This window comes from Sphingorhabdus sp. (assembly GCF_044338195.1).
Classification (GTDB): Bacteria; Pseudomonadota; Alphaproteobacteria; order Sphingomonadales; family Sphingomonadaceae; genus Sphingorhabdus_B.
Genome location: NZ_JBIIMC010000002.1, coordinates 43,822 through 63,591 on the forward strand (window position 1 = coordinate 43,822; position 19,770 = coordinate 63,591).

General features: G+C 55.4%; 18 protein-coding genes and 1 tRNA gene. 13 read left to right on the forward strand and 6 right to left on the reverse strand.

Going from position 1 to position 19,770, the window contains the following annotated elements; translation table 11 throughout:
• Nucleotides 1-44 precede the first annotated feature (44 nt).
• The 5 genes from hisI (at nucleotide 45) to ACIQZK_RS00885 (ending at nucleotide 3,802) form a co-directional block, all read left to right on the forward strand.
• Entirely contained in the window at nucleotides 45-404 is a 360-nt protein-coding gene (gene hisI / locus ACIQZK_RS00865; protein WP_397574488.1) for a phosphoribosyl-AMP cyclohydrolase, read from the forward strand.
• Nucleotides 401-925, forward strand: a complete 525-nt coding sequence (locus tag ACIQZK_RS00870) for a hypothetical protein (protein ID WP_397574489.1) — start codon at nucleotides 401-403, stop codon at nucleotides 923-925. The genes hisI and ACIQZK_RS00870 overlap by 4 nt, the downstream gene beginning before the upstream one ends.
• 107 nt (nucleotides 926-1,032) lie before the next feature.
• Complete coding sequence (locus ACIQZK_RS00875; protein WP_395635790.1) at nucleotides 1,033-1,749, forward strand: AAA family ATPase; 717 nt, start codon at nucleotides 1,033-1,035, stop codon at nucleotides 1,747-1,749.
• Between the two features lie 21 nt (nucleotides 1,750-1,770).
• Nucleotides 1,771-2,418, forward strand: coding sequence for a hypothetical protein (locus tag ACIQZK_RS00880; RefSeq protein ID WP_397574490.1), 648 nt, complete (start codon nucleotides 1,771-1,773; stop codon nucleotides 2,416-2,418).
• A 31-nt stretch (nucleotides 2,419-2,449) separates the two neighbouring features.
• Nucleotides 2,450-3,802 carry a tetratricopeptide repeat protein gene (locus ACIQZK_RS00885; RefSeq protein WP_397574491.1) on the forward strand — a complete coding sequence of 451 codons (1,353 nt, stop codon included), beginning with the start codon at nucleotides 2,450-2,452 and terminating at the stop codon, nucleotides 3,800-3,802.
• A gap of 35 nt (nucleotides 3,803-3,837) precedes the next feature.
• On the opposite strand, the gene ACIQZK_RS00890 is transcribed toward ACIQZK_RS00885, so the two are convergent.
• The 4 genes from ACIQZK_RS00890 to ACIQZK_RS00905 form a co-directional block, all read right to left on the reverse strand.
• On the reverse strand, nucleotides 3,838-5,055 hold the full coding sequence (locus ACIQZK_RS00890; RefSeq protein ID WP_397574492.1) for a dihydroorotase family protein: 1,218 nt from the start codon (nucleotides 5,053-5,055) through the stop codon (nucleotides 3,838-3,840).
• Entirely contained in the window at nucleotides 5,052-6,047 is a 996-nt protein-coding gene (locus ACIQZK_RS00895) for an aspartate carbamoyltransferase catalytic subunit (RefSeq protein ID WP_395635786.1), read from the reverse strand. Before ACIQZK_RS00895 ends, ACIQZK_RS00890 begins: the two co-directional genes overlap by 4 nt.
• Nucleotides 6,048-6,123: 76 nt before the next feature.
• Nucleotides 6,124-6,585, reverse strand: coding sequence for a Holliday junction resolvase RuvX (gene ruvX / locus ACIQZK_RS00900; protein ID WP_183941040.1), 462 nt, complete (start codon nucleotides 6,583-6,585; stop codon nucleotides 6,124-6,126).
• Nucleotides 6,582-7,691, reverse strand: a complete 1,110-nt coding sequence (locus ACIQZK_RS00905; RefSeq protein WP_397574493.1) for a DUF3089 domain-containing protein — start codon at nucleotides 7,689-7,691, stop codon at nucleotides 6,582-6,584. Before ACIQZK_RS00905 ends, ruvX begins: the two co-directional genes overlap by 4 nt.
• A gap of 127 nt (nucleotides 7,692-7,818) precedes the next feature.
• Here ACIQZK_RS00905 and gatC point away from each other — a divergent pair, with 127 nt between their 5' ends.
• The 8 genes from gatC to ACIQZK_RS00945 all read left to right on the forward strand — a co-directional run bounded on the left by gatC (nucleotide 7,819) and on the right by ACIQZK_RS00945 (nucleotide 18,053).
• Nucleotides 7,819-8,106 (forward strand): Asp-tRNA(Asn)/Glu-tRNA(Gln) amidotransferase subunit GatC, encoded by a 288-nt coding sequence (gene gatC / locus ACIQZK_RS00910; protein WP_395635784.1) that lies wholly within the window; start codon nucleotides 7,819-7,821, stop codon nucleotides 8,104-8,106.
• On the forward strand, nucleotides 8,106-9,590 hold the full coding sequence (gatA, locus tag ACIQZK_RS00915; RefSeq protein ID WP_397574494.1) for an Asp-tRNA(Asn)/Glu-tRNA(Gln) amidotransferase subunit GatA: 1,485 nt from the start codon (nucleotides 8,106-8,108) through the stop codon (nucleotides 9,588-9,590). The genes gatC and gatA overlap by 1 nt, the downstream gene beginning before the upstream one ends.
• Nucleotide 9,591: 1 nt before the next feature.
• Nucleotides 9,592-11,058 (forward strand): Asp-tRNA(Asn)/Glu-tRNA(Gln) amidotransferase subunit GatB, encoded by a 1,467-nt coding sequence (gene gatB, locus ACIQZK_RS00920; protein WP_397574495.1) that lies wholly within the window; start codon nucleotides 9,592-9,594, stop codon nucleotides 11,056-11,058.
• A 104-nt stretch (nucleotides 11,059-11,162) separates the two neighbouring features.
• Nucleotides 11,163-11,247, forward strand: a tRNA-Leu gene (locus tag ACIQZK_RS00925).
• A gap of 94 nt (nucleotides 11,248-11,341) precedes the next feature.
• A complete protein-coding gene (gene tig, locus ACIQZK_RS00930; RefSeq protein ID WP_397574496.1) occupies nucleotides 11,342-12,847 on the forward strand; it encodes a trigger factor in 1,506 nt (501 codons plus the stop codon).
• A 265-nt stretch (nucleotides 12,848-13,112) separates the two neighbouring features.
• On the forward strand, nucleotides 13,113-13,745 hold the full coding sequence (locus tag ACIQZK_RS00935; RefSeq protein ID WP_395637218.1) for an ATP-dependent Clp protease proteolytic subunit: 633 nt from the start codon (nucleotides 13,113-13,115) through the stop codon (nucleotides 13,743-13,745).
• Nucleotides 13,746-13,879: 134 nt separating this feature from the next.
• Nucleotides 13,880-15,151, forward strand: a complete 1,272-nt coding sequence (gene clpX / locus ACIQZK_RS00940) for an ATP-dependent Clp protease ATP-binding subunit ClpX (RefSeq protein ID WP_397574497.1) — start codon at nucleotides 13,880-13,882, stop codon at nucleotides 15,149-15,151.
• Between the two features lie 262 nt (nucleotides 15,152-15,413).
• Nucleotides 15,414-18,053, forward strand: a complete 2,640-nt coding sequence (locus tag ACIQZK_RS00945) for a TonB-dependent receptor (protein ID WP_397574498.1) — start codon at nucleotides 15,414-15,416, stop codon at nucleotides 18,051-18,053.
• Nucleotides 18,054-18,104: 51 nt separating this feature from the next.
• Here the strand turns inward: ACIQZK_RS00945 and mtgA are convergent, their stop codons facing one another.
• Both mtgA and rpoH read right to left on the reverse strand, forming a co-directional pair.
• On the reverse strand, nucleotides 18,105-18,752 hold the full coding sequence (mtgA, locus tag ACIQZK_RS00950; protein WP_397574499.1) for a monofunctional biosynthetic peptidoglycan transglycosylase: 648 nt from the start codon (nucleotides 18,750-18,752) through the stop codon (nucleotides 18,105-18,107).
• Between the two features lie 105 nt (nucleotides 18,753-18,857).
• On the reverse strand, nucleotides 18,858-19,763 hold the full coding sequence (gene rpoH, locus ACIQZK_RS00955) for an RNA polymerase sigma factor RpoH (RefSeq protein WP_324476873.1): 906 nt from the start codon (nucleotides 19,761-19,763) through the stop codon (nucleotides 18,858-18,860).
• Between the last annotated feature and the right edge of the window lie 7 nt (nucleotides 19,764-19,770).

Here is a 19,770-nt window from a genome sequence, read left to right on the forward strand (position 1 = left end):
AGAAAATGTTGGCGGGCCACTTGCCCTTGCGTTAGGCCTTGGACATGACCGATGACATTGAGACAGGGCTTGCCCTCACACCCAAATTTGACGCCAATGGATTGCTGACTGCTGTGGTCACCGATGCCGCGGACGGTGCCATATTGATGGTGGCGCATATGAACGCGGAGGCACTCGCCAAAAGCATCGAGAGTCGCACTGCGGTGTTTTATTCGCGCAGCCGGCAGCGGCTTTGGCAAAAGGGCGAAAGCAGCGGCAATGTTCTGCACATTGTCGACATGCGCATTGACTGTGATCAGGACGCCATTTGGATAATCGCAAAGCCACAAGGCCCGAGTTGCCATACGGGCGCGCGCAGCTGCTTTTATCGCAGGGTAACGAAGGACGGATTGGAGCCAGTGTGACGCGCAGGGCATTTCCAATCGTCGCGTCATGCGCGCTGTTGGCGGGGTGCGGTGATGGCGCGCTCACGTCAAGCCTTGGGTCGGACGCTGGCGCAACGCTTGATGCACGCGCGGTGGAGACGGGTGTTCTTCCGAACCCGGATAAAATCGAATTTGCGGGCCGTTTTGAAACGCGCAGCGATCTTGGCATCGACAAATTTTGTGCGGTGAACACCGGCGCTAACCGATTCAATATCGGTTTTCTCGCGGTCTTCGGGCCCGAAAGCAAATGCGAAGGAACCGGAACCGCTTCCGTTCAAGGCGATAAGGTCGAAATCGCATTGAACGGAAAGGGCGCTTGCACTTTTGCGGCCCGCTATGACGGCATTGAACTGCGCTTTGCGGGTGCAGTTGAAAGCGGGTGCGCACGCTATTGCTCAGAAAGGGCAAGCCTTTCGGGCACGCATTATTTCATGATTGAACCCGGCGATAGCGCGGCCCGCAATACTCTTGGCCGCGAAATCGAACGTCTCTGCGGTTAAGGCCGGTGCATCCGAACGGCGAAATCCGACATCCCGTTCCATGTTAACCAATTTTTAGCGCTGTTCTGTCACATCCCCATTTCAAACATTTGCAAAAGGGGAATGATGTGAGGGTACTCGCATTAGCATCACAGAAGGGCGGGTCGGGCAAAACGACCCTATCCGGCCATTTGGCGGTTCAGGCGCAGCTAGCAGGCGCGGGGCCGGTTGTCCTTATCGATATCGATCCCCAGGGGTCTTTGGCCGATTGGTGGAATGAACGTGAAGCCGACCTTCCTGCGTTTGCGCAGACAACGGTGTCCCGCCTCGCCTCCGACCTTGCCGTATTAAGGCAGCAAGGTTTTAAGCTGGCGGTGATTGATACGCCGCCCGCCATTACCATGGCTATCCAGAGTGTTATTTCGGTATCAGAGCTGATCGTCGTGCCGACGCGGCCAAGCCCGCATGACTTGCGCGCTGTGGGTGCCACCGTTGACCTGTGTGAGCGCGCGGGCAAGCCGCTCATCTTCGTTGTCAACGGAGCGACGCCAAAGGCCCGGATTACTTCGGAAGCCGCGGTGGCACTGTCGCAGCACGGCACCGTCGCGCCGACTACGCTGCATCATCGCACCGATTTTGCTGCATCCATGATTGATGGCCGCACCGTGATGGAAATCGACCCCAATGGTCGGTCATCACAAGAGGTTATCCAGCTTTGGACATATATTTCGGACCGTCTCGAAAAGAATTTCCGCCGCACCGTTTTCAGTGCGCCGGCGGCCGTAAGCCATCAAATATCCACCGCGCGTCCCATGGGTGGCTTCGGCCGCCGGGTCGTAGGTTAAGCGAAGGAAGGGCATAAAAAAATGGGTGAACCTAAACCAATCGCTTCGCTGTCGGGCATATTGCTGGCACGCAAAGGTCTGGCACGTCCCGCTATGCGTCGTCCAACAATGCTTTCGACCAATGGCAACGCGGCAATGTCGCAAGAGGATCTGGGTTGGAACGATATGGGATATGATGTCGATCCCGATCCCACGACCCCGATGGATTATGACCACGGCTTTCACGGGTCTAACCCGCTTGCCGCGGCTGTTCCCGAAGTGAAGCATCAGCAAGATCGTCTCGCAGACGCACTTTTCTCTGACTTTGAACCGCAGGTTGGCTTTGACGACGAACCGCAGGTTGGCTTTGACAACTTTGACGAGGAGCCGGAATCGCTCGCCGATGCACCGACATCGATTACCGTCACGCCGGAGCCTGTAACACCGCTCCTTTTGCGTCGTGGTAGCACCGATGCGCCACGTTCGCGTGCCCGCTCAAAGCCTGGCTTGAAAGAGAAAGCAGCCTTCACCTTGCGTCTTGATAGCGAACGGCATTTGAAATTGCGTCTGGCATGCGCGGTGCGCCACCAGTCGGCGCAACAGCTTGTGACGGATGCGCTTGATGCGCTTCTCGAATCCATGCCGGATATTGATGACCTCGTGTCGCATGTTCCTGCGAAAAAACACTAATGCCTATATTTAGCTTTTTTGAGGTGATGTCATGAGTAGCCATTTTGTCATAAAGCTGGCCTTGTCGATTGCGTGCGTCGCGGTTCCGGCAATGACTGCGTCAGCGGCCGGAGCGGGCAGCACGGCCAATGCTTCCGTCAATATGGCATCGCCGCAAAAAGCATTTTCCTGGGCAAAGAAAGCCGAACGCGCGCTAGCCAAAGGCAATGCCGATAAGGCATTGGCCTTTGCAGAGCGTGCGGTTCAGGCCGACATGCAAAACCGCGATTATCGTGGGTTGCTGGCGCGTGTGTACATGGCGAAGGGACGTTTTGCTTCCGCAGAACGGACGTTGATGGACGTTATGGAGCTTGGCCAAGCCGACTCGCGTACGGTGATCAGCCTCGCTTTGGCGCGTATCGCCTTGGGCAACACCGAGTCTGCCGTTTTGCTTGTCGATTCGAACCGATCCATTCTGCCTGTCAGCGACTATGCGTTGACTTTGGCTTTGGCGGGTCGTTCGGCGGATGCCGTCAAAATCCTGACCGATGCCGTGCGCGCCGACACTGCCACATCGCGCACACGCCAGAATCTGGCATTGGCCTATGCGCTTGACGGCCGCTGGCGCGATGCGCGGATCATGGCTTCGCAAGATATGCCGCAGGAGCGTGTAAACGAACGGATCGCCGAATGGGCGCAGCTCGCGCGCCCCGGCGCTTATACGTCCCGCGTAGCAGGGCTGTTGAAGGTTCAGCCTGACATGTCGGATACGGGGCAGCCGCTGCGCCTCGCGCTAAGCAGCATTAATGCCGTTGGGTTTGCGCAGGCTGATGTCGCGCCAACGGCTGCACCAGAATTTGCAGATGTTTCGTCTGTGCCCGCAGCAGCAGTGGAGCTGGCTGCGGTGGGTCCGGCACCTGTACCGGACAGTGCAGGTTTTGCGGCTGTTGAGAATTATATGAGGGCTGTCGAGGCCGCGCCGAGCCAGCCTGCGTATGAAGCGCCGCTTATCAAAGCGTCGGAAATCCCTGTAAAGTCGTTTGTGACCGCGCCGGTTAAGCTTGCGGTATCAGACATCCCAGCGACAAAAACGCCAGCGACTGCGGGAAGCCACTTGGTTCAGCTGGGCGCGTTTTCGTCTGCGGCCAGTGCGCAAGCGGCTTGGAACAAATATGCCAAACGCTACCGCGCATTGAACGGCTTTGCATCCGCTAGCTCGACCGTAACAGTCAATGGCAAGAAACTTGTTCGTCTGGCTGCAATGGGTTTCGGGGACGCAGCAAGCGCACGGGCAACTTGCAAGATGATCAAGTCGCAAGGCGGCGATTGCTTCGTGCGCACAAATGGTGGCCCCCAAAACATCCGCATGGCGAATGCCGCCGGGCGCAAGATCGCGGCACGATAAGTTGATAGTTTTGAACCGCTAAGGGGGCGGCGGGTCTAAATGACCTTGCCGCCCTTTAGCATATGGCGCACGCGGCCTTGCACCGGCAAACGGTCGAATGGCGTATTGCCCGCAAGCGCGGCCATGCGGTCGCCATCGACTTGCCAAGGCGCATCCGGGTCGACGAGAATGAGGTCTGCCTCATACCCTTCTGCTATTTGACCTGCATTTAGGCCCAGGATCTTCGCTGGATTTGATGCCAGCAGTTCGAACAACCGTCCGGTCGAAATCACATTGTCCCGCACGAGGTTAAGCGACAGCGCGAGAAGCGTTTCCGCCCCCGCCATGCCCGGCGCGCTTTCGGAATAAGGCAGGCGCTTGTCCTCTGGTCCGCGTGGGTCGTGCCCAGATGCAATGACGTCAATCGTGCCATCGGCAACTGCGGCGATACAGGCCAGTCTGTCGCTTTCCGAACGCAAGGGCGGCGACAAATGGGCAAACGTCCGGAAATCAGAAACGGCATTGTCGGACAGGAACAGATGCCCTGGCGTAATGCCGCATGTGATGCGCAAGCCCTTTGCCTTCGCTGCGCGAATAAGGTCCAGCCCGCGCTGCGTCGTCACTTGACGGAAATGCACATGCGCGCCGCTTTCCTCCGCGAGCAATAGGTCGCGGGCGATGGCAAGCGCTTCGGTGATGGGGGATGCGCTGGATAGGCCCAGCAACGTCGCTGTTTCCCCGGCCGTTGCAACCGCGTTGCCCGATAGGCCTGCATCTTCGCTATGTACAAACACGGGCAGGTCGAGCGCATGGCAGTAGCGCATGATGCGCAGCAATATGCCGCTATCGGCGATCCATTTGCGTCCTGTGGCAACGCCTACCGCGCCTGCTTCTTTCATCAGTGCGATTTCGGCCATCTGCAGCCCGTTCAGGCCCTGCGTTGCTGCCGCGAGCGGGTGCACCCACAGATCGGGTTTTCCTTTTAGCGCGGCAAAGCGCACCGTTGCGGGGTCGTCGTGCACAGGCGACTGGTCAGGCATTAATGCGGCGCGCGTGATGCCGCCAAAGCGGAAAGCGGGCTTGTCGGTCTTAAATACGCCCAGATCAATGATACCCGGCGCGATGATGAGATCGCTTGCGTCCAACTGGTTCGCTATCGGGGCGGATTTTCCAACCGAGGCAATTTTGCCATTTTCGATATGCACATTCAGCGGCTCGGCCTTGTCCGCGCCGGGCAAAATGGCGTGGCCGTTCAGGATGCTGATTCCGGTCATAACCAACCCTCCTGACCGCGTGCTTTTCGGGTGAGTATGTCGAGGCACGCCATGCGAACGGCGACACCCATTTCTACTTGTTCGGTAATGGCGGAGCGTTCAACATGGTCGGCGACATTGCTCGCAATCTCTACGCCGCGGTTCATTGGACCCGGGTGCATGACGAGCGCATCGGGCTTGGCCAAGGCTAGCCGGCGTTCATCGAGGCCATATAGATGGAAATATTCGCGGGGCGAGGGGATAAAATCCCCCTGCATGCGCTCATTCTGAAGCCGCAGCATCATCACGACATCTGCGCCATCCAATGCGGCATCAAAATTGGTGAAGGTCTGCGCACCAAATGCCTCGATACCGCTTGGCATCAACGCAGGGGGCGCAACGACGCGGACTTCGGCGCCCAATGTTTTGAGGCAGAACAGATTTGAGCGCGCAACGCGGCTGTGCAGCACATCGCCGCAGATGACGACGGTTTGGCCTTCGACACGCCCTTTGCGGCGCATGATGGTCAGCGAATCGAGCAAAGCCTGCGTTGGATGTTCGTGGCTTCCGTCGCCTGCATTGATCACAGGGCAATCGACTTTGCTTGAAATCAGCTGCACCGCGCCGGAACTGCCGTGGCGGATGACAATGGCATCGGCGCGCATGGCGTTCAGTGTCATCGCCGTGTCGATAAGCGTTTCGCCCTTTTTGACGCTCGATTGCGCCGCGTGCATATTCACGACATCTGCGCCAAGCCGTTTTCCAGCAATTTCGAACGACAGCAATGTGCGTGTCGAGTTTTCGAAAAAGGCATTGATAATCGTGAGACCGGACAATCGGCCATCATGCTTCGCAGGGCCGGAGCGGTTCAACGCCACCCATTGTTCAGCCTCTTTCAGGATGTAGAGAATTTCCCATTTCTGAAGTCCAGCGATACCAAGCAAATGCTTGTGCGGAAAAGCGCCCGACCCGCTTGGAAAGCTGTCGGCTGCAAAAGGCTGTGTCCATGTCATTAAAGCGATGCCCTTAAAGGGAAGGGGGGCAATACTCAATCATTTTGTCGGCTATGTCTTCGCCGAGCAAAAACCGTCACCCAATGGTCAGCGCATCGATTGCGCCTTGCAGAATGAATGCCGCTGCGCCGCTGTCGATTTTTTCGGCCCGTTTTGCACGGCTCATATCGGCGGCAATCATGTCGCGCTCAACCGCTTGCGTCGACCAACGTTCGTCGCGCAACAAAATAGGCAAGCCAAGATCAGCGATGTTGCGGGCAAAAGCACGGCTTGATTGGCTTCTGGGGCTTTCGCTGCCATCCATATTGAGCGGCAAGCCAATGACGATTCCGCGCGTGGGGCGCGTCGCAATCGCGGCGCTGAGCAACGCCTTGTCTTTGGAAAACTTGCTTCTGCGGATCAAATCGGCGGGGGACGCGAATGTCCAGCCAGCGTCGCAAAACGCCGTGCCAATTGTTTTGGTACCGATATCGAGCCCAATCAACACGCCGCCTTCGGGCAGTTGTTCCAGAAAGTCAGCGACGGCGTCAAAAATCATTTCTGAAGAAACCTCCGCAGTCGCAACGTGGCATCCGCCCGCACATTCGCCCAGAACAGCGGGAAATCATACACATGGTAATTGTTGCCGGGTAGGACATAAGGACCAACTTCGGGTGGATCACCGATCAACAAAAAGCCCTTTGGATCGCATCGTGCGGGTACGGCACCAACGACCAACTCGCCGGCTTCCATAGACGCATCTGGTTTTAATGTGCCCAAATTGGCCTTCATGTCTGCCGCAGCTGCTGCACCACCGTTCAGCGGATTGGTGCACAACATTGCGGTGCCTTTGCGGCTTTTGCCGTTGAAGCCCGTCGTTGCGTCATAGATTTTTGATATGCGGTCATACTCGGCCGGCTCGGCGAAGCTCTGCCACGCCATGATGCATCCCGTTTGATCCGGACCCGAACATGCGGGCAGGCCCATCGCAGCGACATCATTGGCCGCTGAAATTGGCCAGCCGACAATATAAGCAGCGACGATTCGTTTGGCGATTGGTTTGCCTGCAACGCGATCTTTTAGCAGATGCGTAAGATGCAGCGCGCCTTGGCTGTGGCCAGCCAATATAATCGGCCGGTCTTTTTGCACTTTCGCAACAAATTCGTCGAACGCCAAAAGAACGTCCTGATATGCGGCGTCCAACGCCTGTTGACCCTCGGGCTTGGTGGTCAGGAACGATCCTATCGCCGCCTGACGATAGCGGGGCGCCCACATTTCACCCGTGCTGGCAAATGGCGACGCCAAGCCGCGTAGGAACAATCTGGCGCGATCCTGCGATTCTGCGTCGTTCAGCGGGGCATTCCAATGGTCCCGGCCAATATAGGATGTCGGATGAATGAAAAATATCGCCGCTGGTCCCCGCACTTCTGGCTTAGCCGCGCCGACAGGCAACCAGTCGGCTGGATTCCCGGCCTTGCCCGGGCGCGCAAACCACATATCGTTGCTGGCGTATTTTGTTGGTTCAAATGCCGCCTGCTTTTCGAATTTCGCCGTTGGTACAAATGCCAGTTCGGTAAGCTCCGCCTCATAAATGCGGATAACGAAACCGCCCGCGATGACGAGAACGATGAGCGCTGCGACGATATAAATGAATTTACGAGCCAAGTTTATGTCCTGAAATTTTGATGCGATTTAGCCGATTGGACGGAAATAGCATCGGAAAATTGAATAGAGCCTGAAAGATTAAGCTTTTCCGTTGAAGCGGGGCAGGTGCAATGCTAGCGGCTGGCGCATGTCTGTAGATAAAGATACCGTGAACAAAATCGCACGGCTTTCGCGCATCGCGATTAGCGATGCAGAGGCTGACAAGATGGTCGGCGAACTCAATGGCATTCTTGCCTGGGTGGAGCAATTGGGTGAGGTCGACGTCACTGGCGTTGAGCCGATGACGGCTGTCATCTCCAATAAGCTGCGCCTGCGCGATGACGTCGTCACCGATGGCGATGTCCGCGACAAGGTGCTTGCCAATGCGCCAGCGAGGGAAGGCAGCTTCTTTGGCGTGCCCAAGGTGATTGAATAATGACTGATTTTTCGAGACTGGGCGTAGCTGTCATCCGTGATGGCGTGGCCAACGGGGAATTCAAAGCCGTTGAGGTTGCTGAAGCACTCAATACGCGCGTTGCTGCGGCAAAGGCACTGAACGCGTTTATCGTTGAAACACCCGAAATGGCCGTTGCGGCTGCGCAAGCGGTTGATGCCGATCGCGCTGCTGGCAAGCCACTTGGCAAAATGGCCGGCGTGCCAATTGGCATGAAGGATTTGTTCTGCACCGAAGGCGTGCAGACGACCGCTGCAAGCCATATGCTGGAAGGCTTCGTGCCGACATATGAGTCGACCGTCTCCGCCAATCTTTGGAAGGCTGGCGCAGGGATGTTGGGCAAGCTCAACCTTGACCAATTCGCCATGGGTTCGTCGAACGAAACCAGCTATTTCGGTAATGTCATTTCGCCTTGGCGTCGCAATGATGGTGGCAACGCCGCACTTGCGCCGGGTGGTTCATCGGGCGGCTCGTCCTCTGCAATCGCCGCACGGCTGTGCCCCGCTGCGACAGGGACCGACACCGGTGGTTCGATCCGCCAACCTGCTGCGTTTGTTGGCATTAGCGGCATCAAGCCAACCTATGGCCGCTGCTCGCGCTGGGGCGTTGTGGCGTTTGCCAGTTCGCTAGACCAAGCTGGCCCAATGGCGCGCGACGTCCGCGATTGCGCGATCATGTTGGAAGCCATGGCAGGGTTTGATCCGAAGGATTCGACGTCGCTCGATTTGCCTGTGCCTGCATGGGAAGCGGGTCTGAACAGCGATCTGAAGGGCAAGCGTATTGGCATCCCGCGCGAATATCGTCTTGATGGTATCGACGAAGATATTGCCAAGATGTGGGATAATGGCATCGCATGGCTGAAGGATGCTGGCGCGGAAATCGTCGACATCAGCCTGCCGCATACCAAATATGCGTTGCCTGCATACTATATCATCGCCCCTGCTGAAGCGTCATCCAACCTTGCGCGCTATGACGGCGTGCGCTTCGGTTTGCGCGACTTGCCTGAGGGCGCTGGCCTGCAAGACATGTATGCCGCAACGCGTGCTGCCGGTTTTGGCGAAGAAGTGCGCCGTCGCATCATGATCGGCACCTATGTGCTCAGTGCTGGTTTCTACGACGCATATTATACGCAGGCGCAAAAGGTCCGTGCGTTGATTGCACGCGATTTTGAAAATGCGTGGGCAAGCTGTGACCTCATCCTCGCGCCAACCGCACCTAGCGCGGCCTTTGGTTTGGGTGAGAAGAACGCCGACCCATTGTCGATGTATTTGAACGACGTGTTCGCGGTGCCTGCCTCATTGGCTGGCCTGCCTGCAATGTCGGTTCCGGGTGGCCTCGACAAGCAAGGCCTACCTTTGGGTCTGCAGATTATCGGTAAAGCGCTTGACGAACAGGCTGTGCTTAACGCCGGCCTCGCGATTGAGCAGCGTTCAGGATTTACGGCGGAAGCCGGAGAGTGGTGGTAATATGAGCGAATACCGCATCCAGGGAAACACCGGTGAATGGGAGGTCGTAATTGGCCTTGAGGTCCATGCGCAGATCACCAGCGAGTCCAAGCTCTTTTCGGGGTCATCCACCGGCTTTGGCGCCGAACCGAACAGCCATGTCAGCCTTGTCGACGCAGCGATGCCCGGCATGTTGCCTGTGCCTAACCGCGAATGCCTGCGTCAGGCTGTACGCACTGGCATGGCGATCAATGCGCAGATCAACCGCTGGTCGCGCTTTGACCGTAAAAATTATTTCTACGCCGATTTGCCGCAAGGCTACCAGATTTCGCAGCTCTACCACCCGATCGTGGGGGAGGGCGAGATTGAAGTCACGCTCAATGAAAAAGACCCGGATAGCCCGACCAAGAAAATTGGTATCGAGCGCATCCATGTTGAGCAAGACGCAGGCAAATTGATGCATGACCAGCATCCAACCATGTCTTTTGTCGATTTGAACCGCTCGGGCGTTGCGCTGATGGAAATCGTTTCGCGTCCTGACATTAGCAGCCCGCAAGAGGCAGGAGCGTATCTCAAGAAACTCCGCTCCATCCTGCGCTATGTTGGGTCGTGCGACGGTAATATGGAACAGGGTTCCATGCGCGCTGACGTCAACGTGTCTGTCCGCAAGCCCGGTGGTGAACTGGGCACACGTACAGAGACCAAGAACGTCAACTCCATCCGCTTCATGATGCAGGCGATTGAGTATGAAGCGCAGCGTCAGGTGGATCTGATCGAAAGCGGCGGCGCAGTGGTTCAGGAAACCCGCTTGTTCGACCCGAACAAGATGGAGACGCGGTCGATGCGGTCGAAAGAAGACGCGCATGATTATCGCTATTTTCCCGATCCCGATTTGCTGCCGGTCGAGCTCGACGACGCGTTTCTGGAGGAATGCCGTGCGTCCTTACCAGAACTTCCCGACGCGAAGCGTGCCCGTTATGAAGCATTGGGCCTAACCGCTTACAATGCGGCTGTTCTGACGGCCGAAGCCGAAACGGCGTTTTGGTTTGAAGATTTGTTGGCCGAAGGCGTCGATGCCAAGCAGGCGTCCAACTGGCTGATGTCCGAATTGTTCGGTGCGCTAAACAAGCTGGGCAAAACCTTGGACGAAAGCCCGGTCAATCCAAAGCAAGCGGCCGAGCTTTTGGGCCTTGTTGCCGATGGCACGATCAGCGGCAGCATCGCCAAGCAGGTCTTTGAAATCATGCTTGAGACGGGGCAGGGTGCATCTGCGATTGTCGAAGAAAAAGGCCTGAAACAGACCAATGACACGGGCGCGATTGAGGCAGAGATTGCCAAGATCATGGCCGCCAATGAAGATAAGGTCAGCGAATACCGCTCCGGCAAAGACAAATTGTTTGGTTTCTTCGTGGGCCAAACGATGAAGGCGATGCAGGGCAAGGCCAATCCGCAAATCATCAACGACTTGCTGAAAAAGGCCCTTGGTTAACAGACGATAAGGGCGCAGCGGCGGTTTTGCCGCATCTGCCCTTGCCCTAGCGGGGCTTTCCCGTTAGAGGCTCCCGTCGTTTGTGAAACGGCAGCTTTTCGTAAGCGGGCGTGGCGGAATTGGTAGACGCACCAGATTTAGGTTCTGGCATCGCAAGGTGTGGGGGTTCGAGTCCCTTCGCCCGCACCACGAAATAGGGAAGTTCCCGGCTGTCGTTGAGCCCGAAAGCCATTTAACGTTTAAGGTGAGGCCAGCCGCTTTGCCTGCAGATAGAGAAGATATTATGCAAACCGTCGAGACACAGAATGAAGGCCTGAAGCGCGCATATCGTATGACGATTACCGCGAAAGACGTCGAATCACGCATCGATGCCGAGGTAAAGAGAATCGCGCCACAGGTGCGTATGCCCGGTTTCCGCGCTGGTAAGGTTCCAGCCAATCTGGTCAAGAAAATGCATAAGGATTCGCTGCTTCAGGACGCGCTAAACAGTTCGATCCAAGAAGGCGTCCAAAAGACGATTTCGGACAACAAGCTGCGTCCTGCGACTCAGCCGCACGTGCATCTCGATAATGGGTACGAGCCCGGCAAAGACGCGGTTGTTGATTTCCATCTCGAAGTCCTGCCCGCCATTACCGCGCCGTCGATCGATGGCATTACGCTGGAGCGCCTGACGGTTGAAGTCAGCGACGCACAGGTAGACGAATCGATCCTGAAGCTTGCTGCCGGCCAAAAGAGCTTTGAAGCGGCTGACAAGAAATATGCCGCAAAGATGGGCGACAGCGTCGTTATTGACTTTGAAGGCAAAGTCGACGGCGTACCATTTGAGGGCGGCAAGGGCGAAGGCATGGCGGTTGAGCTTGGCTCAGGTCAGTTGATCCCCGGTTTCGAAGACCAGCTCGTTGGCGTCAAAGCCAATGACGAGAAGGTTCTGAACGTAACCTTCCCCGAAGATTACAATGCCGAAAACCTAAAGGGCAAAGCCGCGACTTTTGACATCGTCGTCACCGAAGTCCGCAAGCCTGTCGAAGCGAAAGCGGATGACAATCTTGCCAAGATGTTCGGCCTCGACGGTATCGACAAGCTGCGTGAACTGATGAAGGTTCAGGTTGAGCAAGAACATAACGGTCTGACCCGCACCTACATGAAACGTCAACTGCTTGATCAGCTTGCTTCGGATCATGACTTTGACGTGCCGCCATCGATGGTTGAAGCAGAATTCGAACAGATTTGGGCGCAGTTGGAGCAGGAAGCTGCCCGCGAAGAAGATCCCGAAGCTGCGAAGAAGGAAATGGAAGCAGAGCGCGAAGAGTATCGCGATATCGCCGTCCGCCGCGTTCGCCTTGGTCTGTTGCTTTCCGAAATCGGTCAGGCAAATGGCGTTGAAGTCAGCCAACAGGAAATGAACATGCTGGTACAGCAAGCTGCGCAGCAATATCGCCCTGAAGACCGTCAGCGTTTCGTGCAATATCTGCAAGAAAACCCGATGGCAGCGGCCCAGCTGCGTGCGCCAATGTTTGAAGACAAGGTTGTCGATTTCTTGTTCGACAAGGCGACGATCACCGAAAAGACCGTAACTAAGGACGTTCTTGAAGCGGCGATTGAAGCTGAGCCAGACGCAAAGCCAGCGGCCAAGAAGAAGGCTCCTGCGAAAAAAGCTGCAGCAAAGGAAGAGGCGCCTGCAAAGGAAGCGAAGCCTGCTGCAAAGAAGGCTGCTCCTAAGAAGGATGCGGACGAAGCTAAGCCAGCGGCCAAGAAGGCTCCTGCCAAAAAGGCTGCCCCTAAGAAATAATCGTCCAACTTTGGACAAACGAAAAGGCCTCGGGATTCCGGGGCCTTTTTTGTTTCGGTCGCGCTGATGCGCATCATATTTGGCTTTTAATCGGCCAGAGCGTTCAGAATCTCAAAACTAATCGTTTTTACCATCTAATACGCAGCGCAATTTTGTTCAACTCTCTGTGGATTGCGCGCCAACTTAACCTTTTCCTGCTTGAAACTTTGTCTGCCCGCGCCGATGTAGGCATCAGCGTAAAAACAGAACAGCCCAGAGGTATTTCATGCACGTCCCATTTGATCCGGTACAAGCCCTAGTTCCCGTCGTTATCGAGCAATCGAACCGCGGAGAGCGGAGCTGGGACATCTTTTCGCGCCTTTTGCGCGAGCGGATCATTTTTGTGACGGGTGAAGTCGAGGATAACATGGCCTCGGTTATCACCGCGCAGCTGTTGTTCCTTGAGTCGGACAATCCAAAGAAAGACATTTGGATGTACATCAACTCGCCGGGCGGCGTTGTTACCGCTGGCATGGCGATCCACGACACGATGCAATATATCCGCCCAAAGGTCGGGACAGTGTGCATCGGACAAGCCGCATCGATGGGCAGCTTCCTTTTGGCTGCGGGTGAGCCCGGCATGCGCGTGGCGCTGACCAATTCGCGTATCATGGTCCACCAGCCTTCGGGCGGTGCGCGTGGTATGGCGTCGGACATTCAAATTCAGGCGAATGAAATCCTGCGCATTCGCAAACGTATGAACGACTTGTACGCCAAATATACCGGCAAGCCGTTGAAGGACATTGAAAAAGCCATGGATCGCGACACCTTCTTGGAAGCGGAAGAAGCCAAGGCATTTGGTCTGGTGGACGAAGTGTTTGATAAGCGTCCGCTTAATTCTGAGGCAGGTGCGGACTGATTGCGTTAGCAATCGCGTTCACGCCTTTGCCAAGATGGCACAGCCCGTTTTGGGCTATTGCCAAATCGGAACGCATCTTTAGGATGTTGGTTCAATAAAGTACGACCCGTTTCGGCGTGGTAGCAGGACATATTATGACGAAGTTAAGCGGATCCGACACTAAGAGCACATTATATTGCTCATTCTGTGGAAAGTCACAGCACGAAGTCCGCAAATTGATCGCTGGCCCGACCGTTTTCATCTGTGATGAGTGTGTCGAGCTTTGCAACGACATCATTCGTGAAGAAACCAAGGGAACGCTGACCGGCCGCAAGGAAGGCGAAGTTCCTACACCGCGTGAAATATGCGAGGTTCTCGACGACTATGTCATTGGTCAACCGCAGGCAAAGCGTGTCCTGTCGGTTGCTGTTCACAACCATTATAAGCGGCTCAACCATGGCGCCAAAGGGGCCGAAGTTGAGCTGGCCAAGTCGAACATCTTGTTGGTTGGCCCAACCGGTTGCGGAAAGACCTTGCTTGCGCAGACTTTGGCCAAGACGTTTGACGTGCCATTCACCATGGCCGATGCGACAACTTTGACCGAAGCCGGCTATGTCGGCGAAGATGTTGAAAACATCATTCTCAAGCTGCTGCAGGCGTCGGACTATAATGTCGAAAAGGCGCAGCGCGGCATCGTGTATATCGATGAAATCGACAAAATCAGCCGTAAGGCCGAAAACCCGTCCATTACCCGCGACGTCAGCGGTGAGGGCGTTCAGCAGGCTTTGCTAAAGCTTATGGAAGGCACAACCGCAAGTGTTCCTCCGCAGGGTGGCCGCAAGCATCCGCAGCAGGAATTCCTGCAGGTTGATACAACGAACATCTTGTTCATCTGTGGCGGCGCGTTTGCCGGGCTGGAAAAGATCATTGCCAACCGCCTTGAAGGCAAGTCGATTGGTTTTGGCGCGCATGTCGCTGATCCTGATGAGCGCGGAACGGGTGAAATCCTCAAGCAGGTCGAGCCCGAAGATTTGCTGAAATATGGCTTGATTCCTGAATTCGTCGGTCGTTTGCCGGTCACTGCGACGCTGGAAGATCTCGATATCCCCGCGCTTGTGAAGATCCTGTCGGAACCGAAAAACGCGCTCGTGAAGCAGTATCGCAAACTGTTCGAGATGGAAGATGTCGGCCTGAGCTTTACCGATGAAGCGTTGGAAGCGGTCGCGAAGAAAGCGATTGAACGCAAAACCGGCGCCCGCGGACTGCGGTCGATCCTGGAAGCGATATTGCTGGATACGATGTTTGATCTTCCGACATTTGACGGTGTCGATGAGGTCGTCGTGGACAAGGATGTGGTTGAAGGTCGCAAGACGCCTGTCCTCGTGTACGCAAAATCGGCGAAATCGACCAAAGAGGATGCTGCTTAAGCGCATTTTTCACTGACTGTGGCAAACGCGCCACAAGTCTTAACAAAATGTTTAATTAGCCCAATTTACACAGCTTGCTGCACTGCAATAGTTTGCCTGACCGGCGCGGTCGGTTAAGGGCGAATCATCTGCGGGGCGGGGTGTCATTTTACTGTCATTCTCCAGCCCCAAGGGGATGGCGCGGTTCAATTCATATGGATGATTCGAGCGAAATGCTTGGTTGCCAGTGAATTGGCATGTGAAAACCAAAGGGGTTTTAGAAATGAAAATTCGTTATCAGCTTGCGGCGAGTGCGGTTGCACTTACCATCTGCAGCTTTTCAAGCGCTGCCTTCGCGCAGTCGACTGGTTCAGTCGACTTTGAAGAAGAAGTAATCGTCGTTTCCGGTTCGCGTTCGCAGGACGTTGCTGGAATTCAGGCACCTGACTCGACCAAGGCAAAAGCAGTTCTTACGCAAGAGCTGATCGAACGTCAGAACCCAGGTCAGACAATCCTCGACACCATCAACGTCATTCCAGGCGTAAGCTTCCAGAACAACGATGCGTATGGCTCGTCGGGCGGTACGCTGAACATCCGTGGTTTTGACTCGTCGCGCATCTCGCTAACGTTTGACGGTATCCCGTTGAATGACTCCGGCAACTACGCCATCTATTCGAACCAACAGCTTGACCCTGAATTGATTGAACAGGTCAATGTTAACCTTGGTACGACTGACGTCGACAGCCCTACAGCATCGGCTGTTGGTGGTACCGTCAACTACCGCACAATGACCCCGACTGAAGATTTCGGCGTTAAGGTCTCTGCCTCGCTCGGCGACTTTAACTTCGAGCGCCTGTTTGGCATGATCAACACCGGTAACCTGACGTCGTTCGGAACGCGTGCGTTCTTCTCGGCTTCAAAGGCGACTAACGATAACCCGTTCAACAATTACGGCGTCGTCGACAAGCAGCAATATAACGCAAAAATCTATCAGCCGATCGGCAGCGATGGGGACTTCATTGCGATTTCTGGTAGCTACAATGAAAACCGCAACAACTTCTTCGGTTCGCTGCCATTGCGCAACGATGCAGGCCGTGTTGTTGGTGCCGCTTCGACCAACCGTTTCCCAGCGAACAATGATGAGCGGGAATATCTGATCAACTTCCCTTGCACGACAGCAGTAACGGCAGTTAATGGAGTTGCTCAGTCGCCAACAACGTGCGGTACCGAATTCGACCGTCGTTATAACCCGTCAAACACTGGCAGTATCCGTGGTGCGTCAAAATTCACTTTCGGTGAAAAGCTGACGTTGACCGTCGATCCAAGCTATCAGTACGTAAAGGCAAATGGTGGTGGCACCGTTAATGCGAACGAAGCACGTCGCGACATCGATCCGACTGGCGGCGTAGCAAACTGCACCACCGTGGTAAGCGGCGCTGGCGTAAACTGCCAGGCTGGATATCTCTCGGGTTCGCCATTCTTTGGTAAGGATCTCAACGGCGACGGCGATATCCTCGACCGGGTTACCATGATCGCACCAAGCCAGACCCAAACGCATCGTTATGGTGTCATCAGCTCGCTGCGTTATGAAATCAACGATGCGCATTCGGTTCGTCTTGCGTACACCTTTGACCGTGCACGTCACCGTCAGACAGGCGAAGTTGGCTTGTTGGACGTCAATGGCGAGCCATTGGACGTTTTCCCAGTAAACGGCCCGCAAATTGCTGCCAACGGCGTAACGCTTCAAAAGCGTAACCGTCTGTCCTATGCAATTTTGCAGCAGGTTTCGGGCGAATATCGCGGTGAATATCTGGACAACAATCTGGTCGTGACCGCCGGTGTTCGTGCACCGTTCTTCAAGCGCGACCTGACCAACTATTGCTTCACCAGCTCAGCTGGCGGCTTTGTTGAGTGCTTCGGCGATGCAACCCAGAACGCTCTGAACGCAACGCTCAACCCAACACAGGCTGGCCCACAAAATCGCGTCTTCAAATATGACAAGATTTTGCCAAACCTAGGCCTGAACTACAAGTTCACGCCTGAATTCAGCATGTTCGCAAGCTTTGCACAGGGCCTTTCGGTTCCAGGTACAGATAGCTTGTACAACGCGTTCTTCTTCCCGATCACGACCGCACGTGCGCGTCCTGCTCCAGAAACGACAGACAGCGTTGACCTTGGCGTTCGTTACCGTTCAGGTAACATCCAGGCTCAGCTTTCGGGTTGGTTGACGAAGTTCCAGAACCGTTTGGCTTCGGCTTACGATCCAGAACTGGACCAGAACGTTTATCGTAACCTCGGCAATGTCGACAAATATGGTATCGATGGTTCGATTTCATATCAGCCAATTCCAGAATTGGCGTTGTATGTATTCGGTTCGTACATGAAGTCGGAAATCAAGAACAACGTTGCTATCGGTGAAAACGCCGACGGTACGCCCGTTTTTGCTGCGACTGCGGGCCAGCGTGAAGGTGGTTCGCCGAAATATTCGTTCGGTGGAACTGTACGCGGTGACGTTGGACCAGTTGAACTTGGCATTACTGCAAAGCGCACTGGCCCACGGAACATCTTCGATACGGGCGCAGCAACCTACACAGGTTCGTTCATTCCAACTGGCGCTGTACCAAGCGGCACTTTGGGCACAGTATCGCGGTCCGAAATCTTTGGTGCAGCGGCGCCTGCATATTGGATGGTCAACCTTGATGCGAGCGTCAACCTTGGCTTCTTGGGTGTGAGCGACAAGACCCGCTTCCAGCTCAACGTCTACAACCTGTTCGACCAATTCTATGTCGGCGGTTTTGGCGGTGGCTTGGCGCAGAGCGCGTCATATAATCGCACTACCGGTGTTGCGACTTACGGTGGTCCTGGCTTCGTTCAAATCGGTGCACCACGCACTGTGAGCGGAACGATTACGTTCGTATTCTAAGTCATTGAACTAGAAGATTAAAAAGGGCGGGGCTTCGGCTTCGCCCTTTTTTTATGGGTAAATGCAGCTGTCGAGGCCGTCGCGTTTGACGACGCGAATGCGGGCGGCGATGCTGTTCCCATAGCGGCGGGTGAAACCTCCGACGCCATTTACCGCGCGCTTTTTGGGTAATGGCAGAATAGCAGCCAATCGTGCGGCTTCGGTGCGTGTAAGGTCTTTCGCAGATTTGTTGAAGTAACGCTGCGCACCTTCTTCGGCGCCATAGGTGCCAATGCCCGTTTCCGCGACATTGAGATACACTTCCATAATCCGGCGCTTGCCCCAGATTTTTTCGATCAGGAATGTGAAATAGACTTCGGGCACTTTGCGCAGGTAACGCGTCCAACCGGACCCCTGCCAGAGAAACACGTTTTTCGCGGTTTGCTGGCTGATGGTTGAGCCACCGCGTATTTTTCCGCCCTGTTGATTACGTTTAAGCGCCTTTTCAATCGCCTCCCGGTCAAAACCGTCATGGCTGCAAAATTTGCCATCCTCGGCGGCAATGACGGCGCGGACCAGATTTGGTGAGATGTCGGAAAGCGGCGTCCAGTCGCGCTTTGCACCATGGCTGTCGAACAACATGGTGAGAGTCGTGGGCACGGGAACAACGGCGTATATGGCCGTCAACGCGACCGTCCCGCCGGTAGCATATATAGCCATTTTCAGGCTGGAACGAAAGATACGGGCGGAAAACGAGCGCTTCGGTTTTTTCATAATGAAAAGCTAGCGCAGCGTTCTCCGCCCGTCATCTATTTTTACATAGGGTTAAATGGTGAGCAGTAACCGCTTTTCGCCGGCGATCCGCAGCATTGCTTTTTGAAGCTTTTCAAATGCCCGCACCTCAATCTGGCGCACGCGCTCACGGCTAACGCTGTACGTCTGGCTCAGCTCTTCGAGCGTTTGCGGTTCTTCAATCAGCCTGCGCTGCGTCAGAATATGCTTCTCGCGCTCATTCAGGCTGTCCATCGCTTCGGAAAGCAGGGCGTGACGCATATCGCCTTCTTGTGCGTCTGCAACGCGCTCGTCCTGCAATGGCGTGTCATCGACCAACCAATCCTGCCATTGGCCATCGCCATCCTCGCGCATTGGGACGTTCAGTGACGTGTCACCACCCATCGCCATGCGGCGGTTCATATTGTTCACTTCTTCCTCGGACACACCAAGGTCGGTGGCAATTTTACGCAACGCTTCTTGGTTCAGATCGCCATCTTCAAACGCCTGAAGGTTGTTTTTCATCCGGCGCAGGTTGAAGAACAGCTTTTTCTGCGCGGCAGTTGTGCCGATTTTGACCAGGCTCCAGCTGCGCAGAATGAATTCCTGCATCGACGCGCGAATCCACCACATCGCGTATGTCGCGAGGCGGAAACCGCGGTCGGGATCGAATTTCTTCACACCTTGCATCAATCCGATATTGCCTTCGGAAATAAGCTCGGACACCGGCAGGCCGTAGCCGCGATAGCCCATGGCAATTTTTGATACGAGTCGAAGATGTGACGTAACCAGCTGCTCGGCAGCTTTGGTATCGCCATGTTCTTGAAAGCGTTTGGCGAGCATATATTCTTGCTCAGGCTTCAAAACCGGAAACTTCCGGATTTCGCTTAGGTAACGGTTTAGGCTCGCGTCCCCCCCAAGGGCAGGTATTGTAGCCGGAACATTCTTTTTCTCAGACATGTTTTCC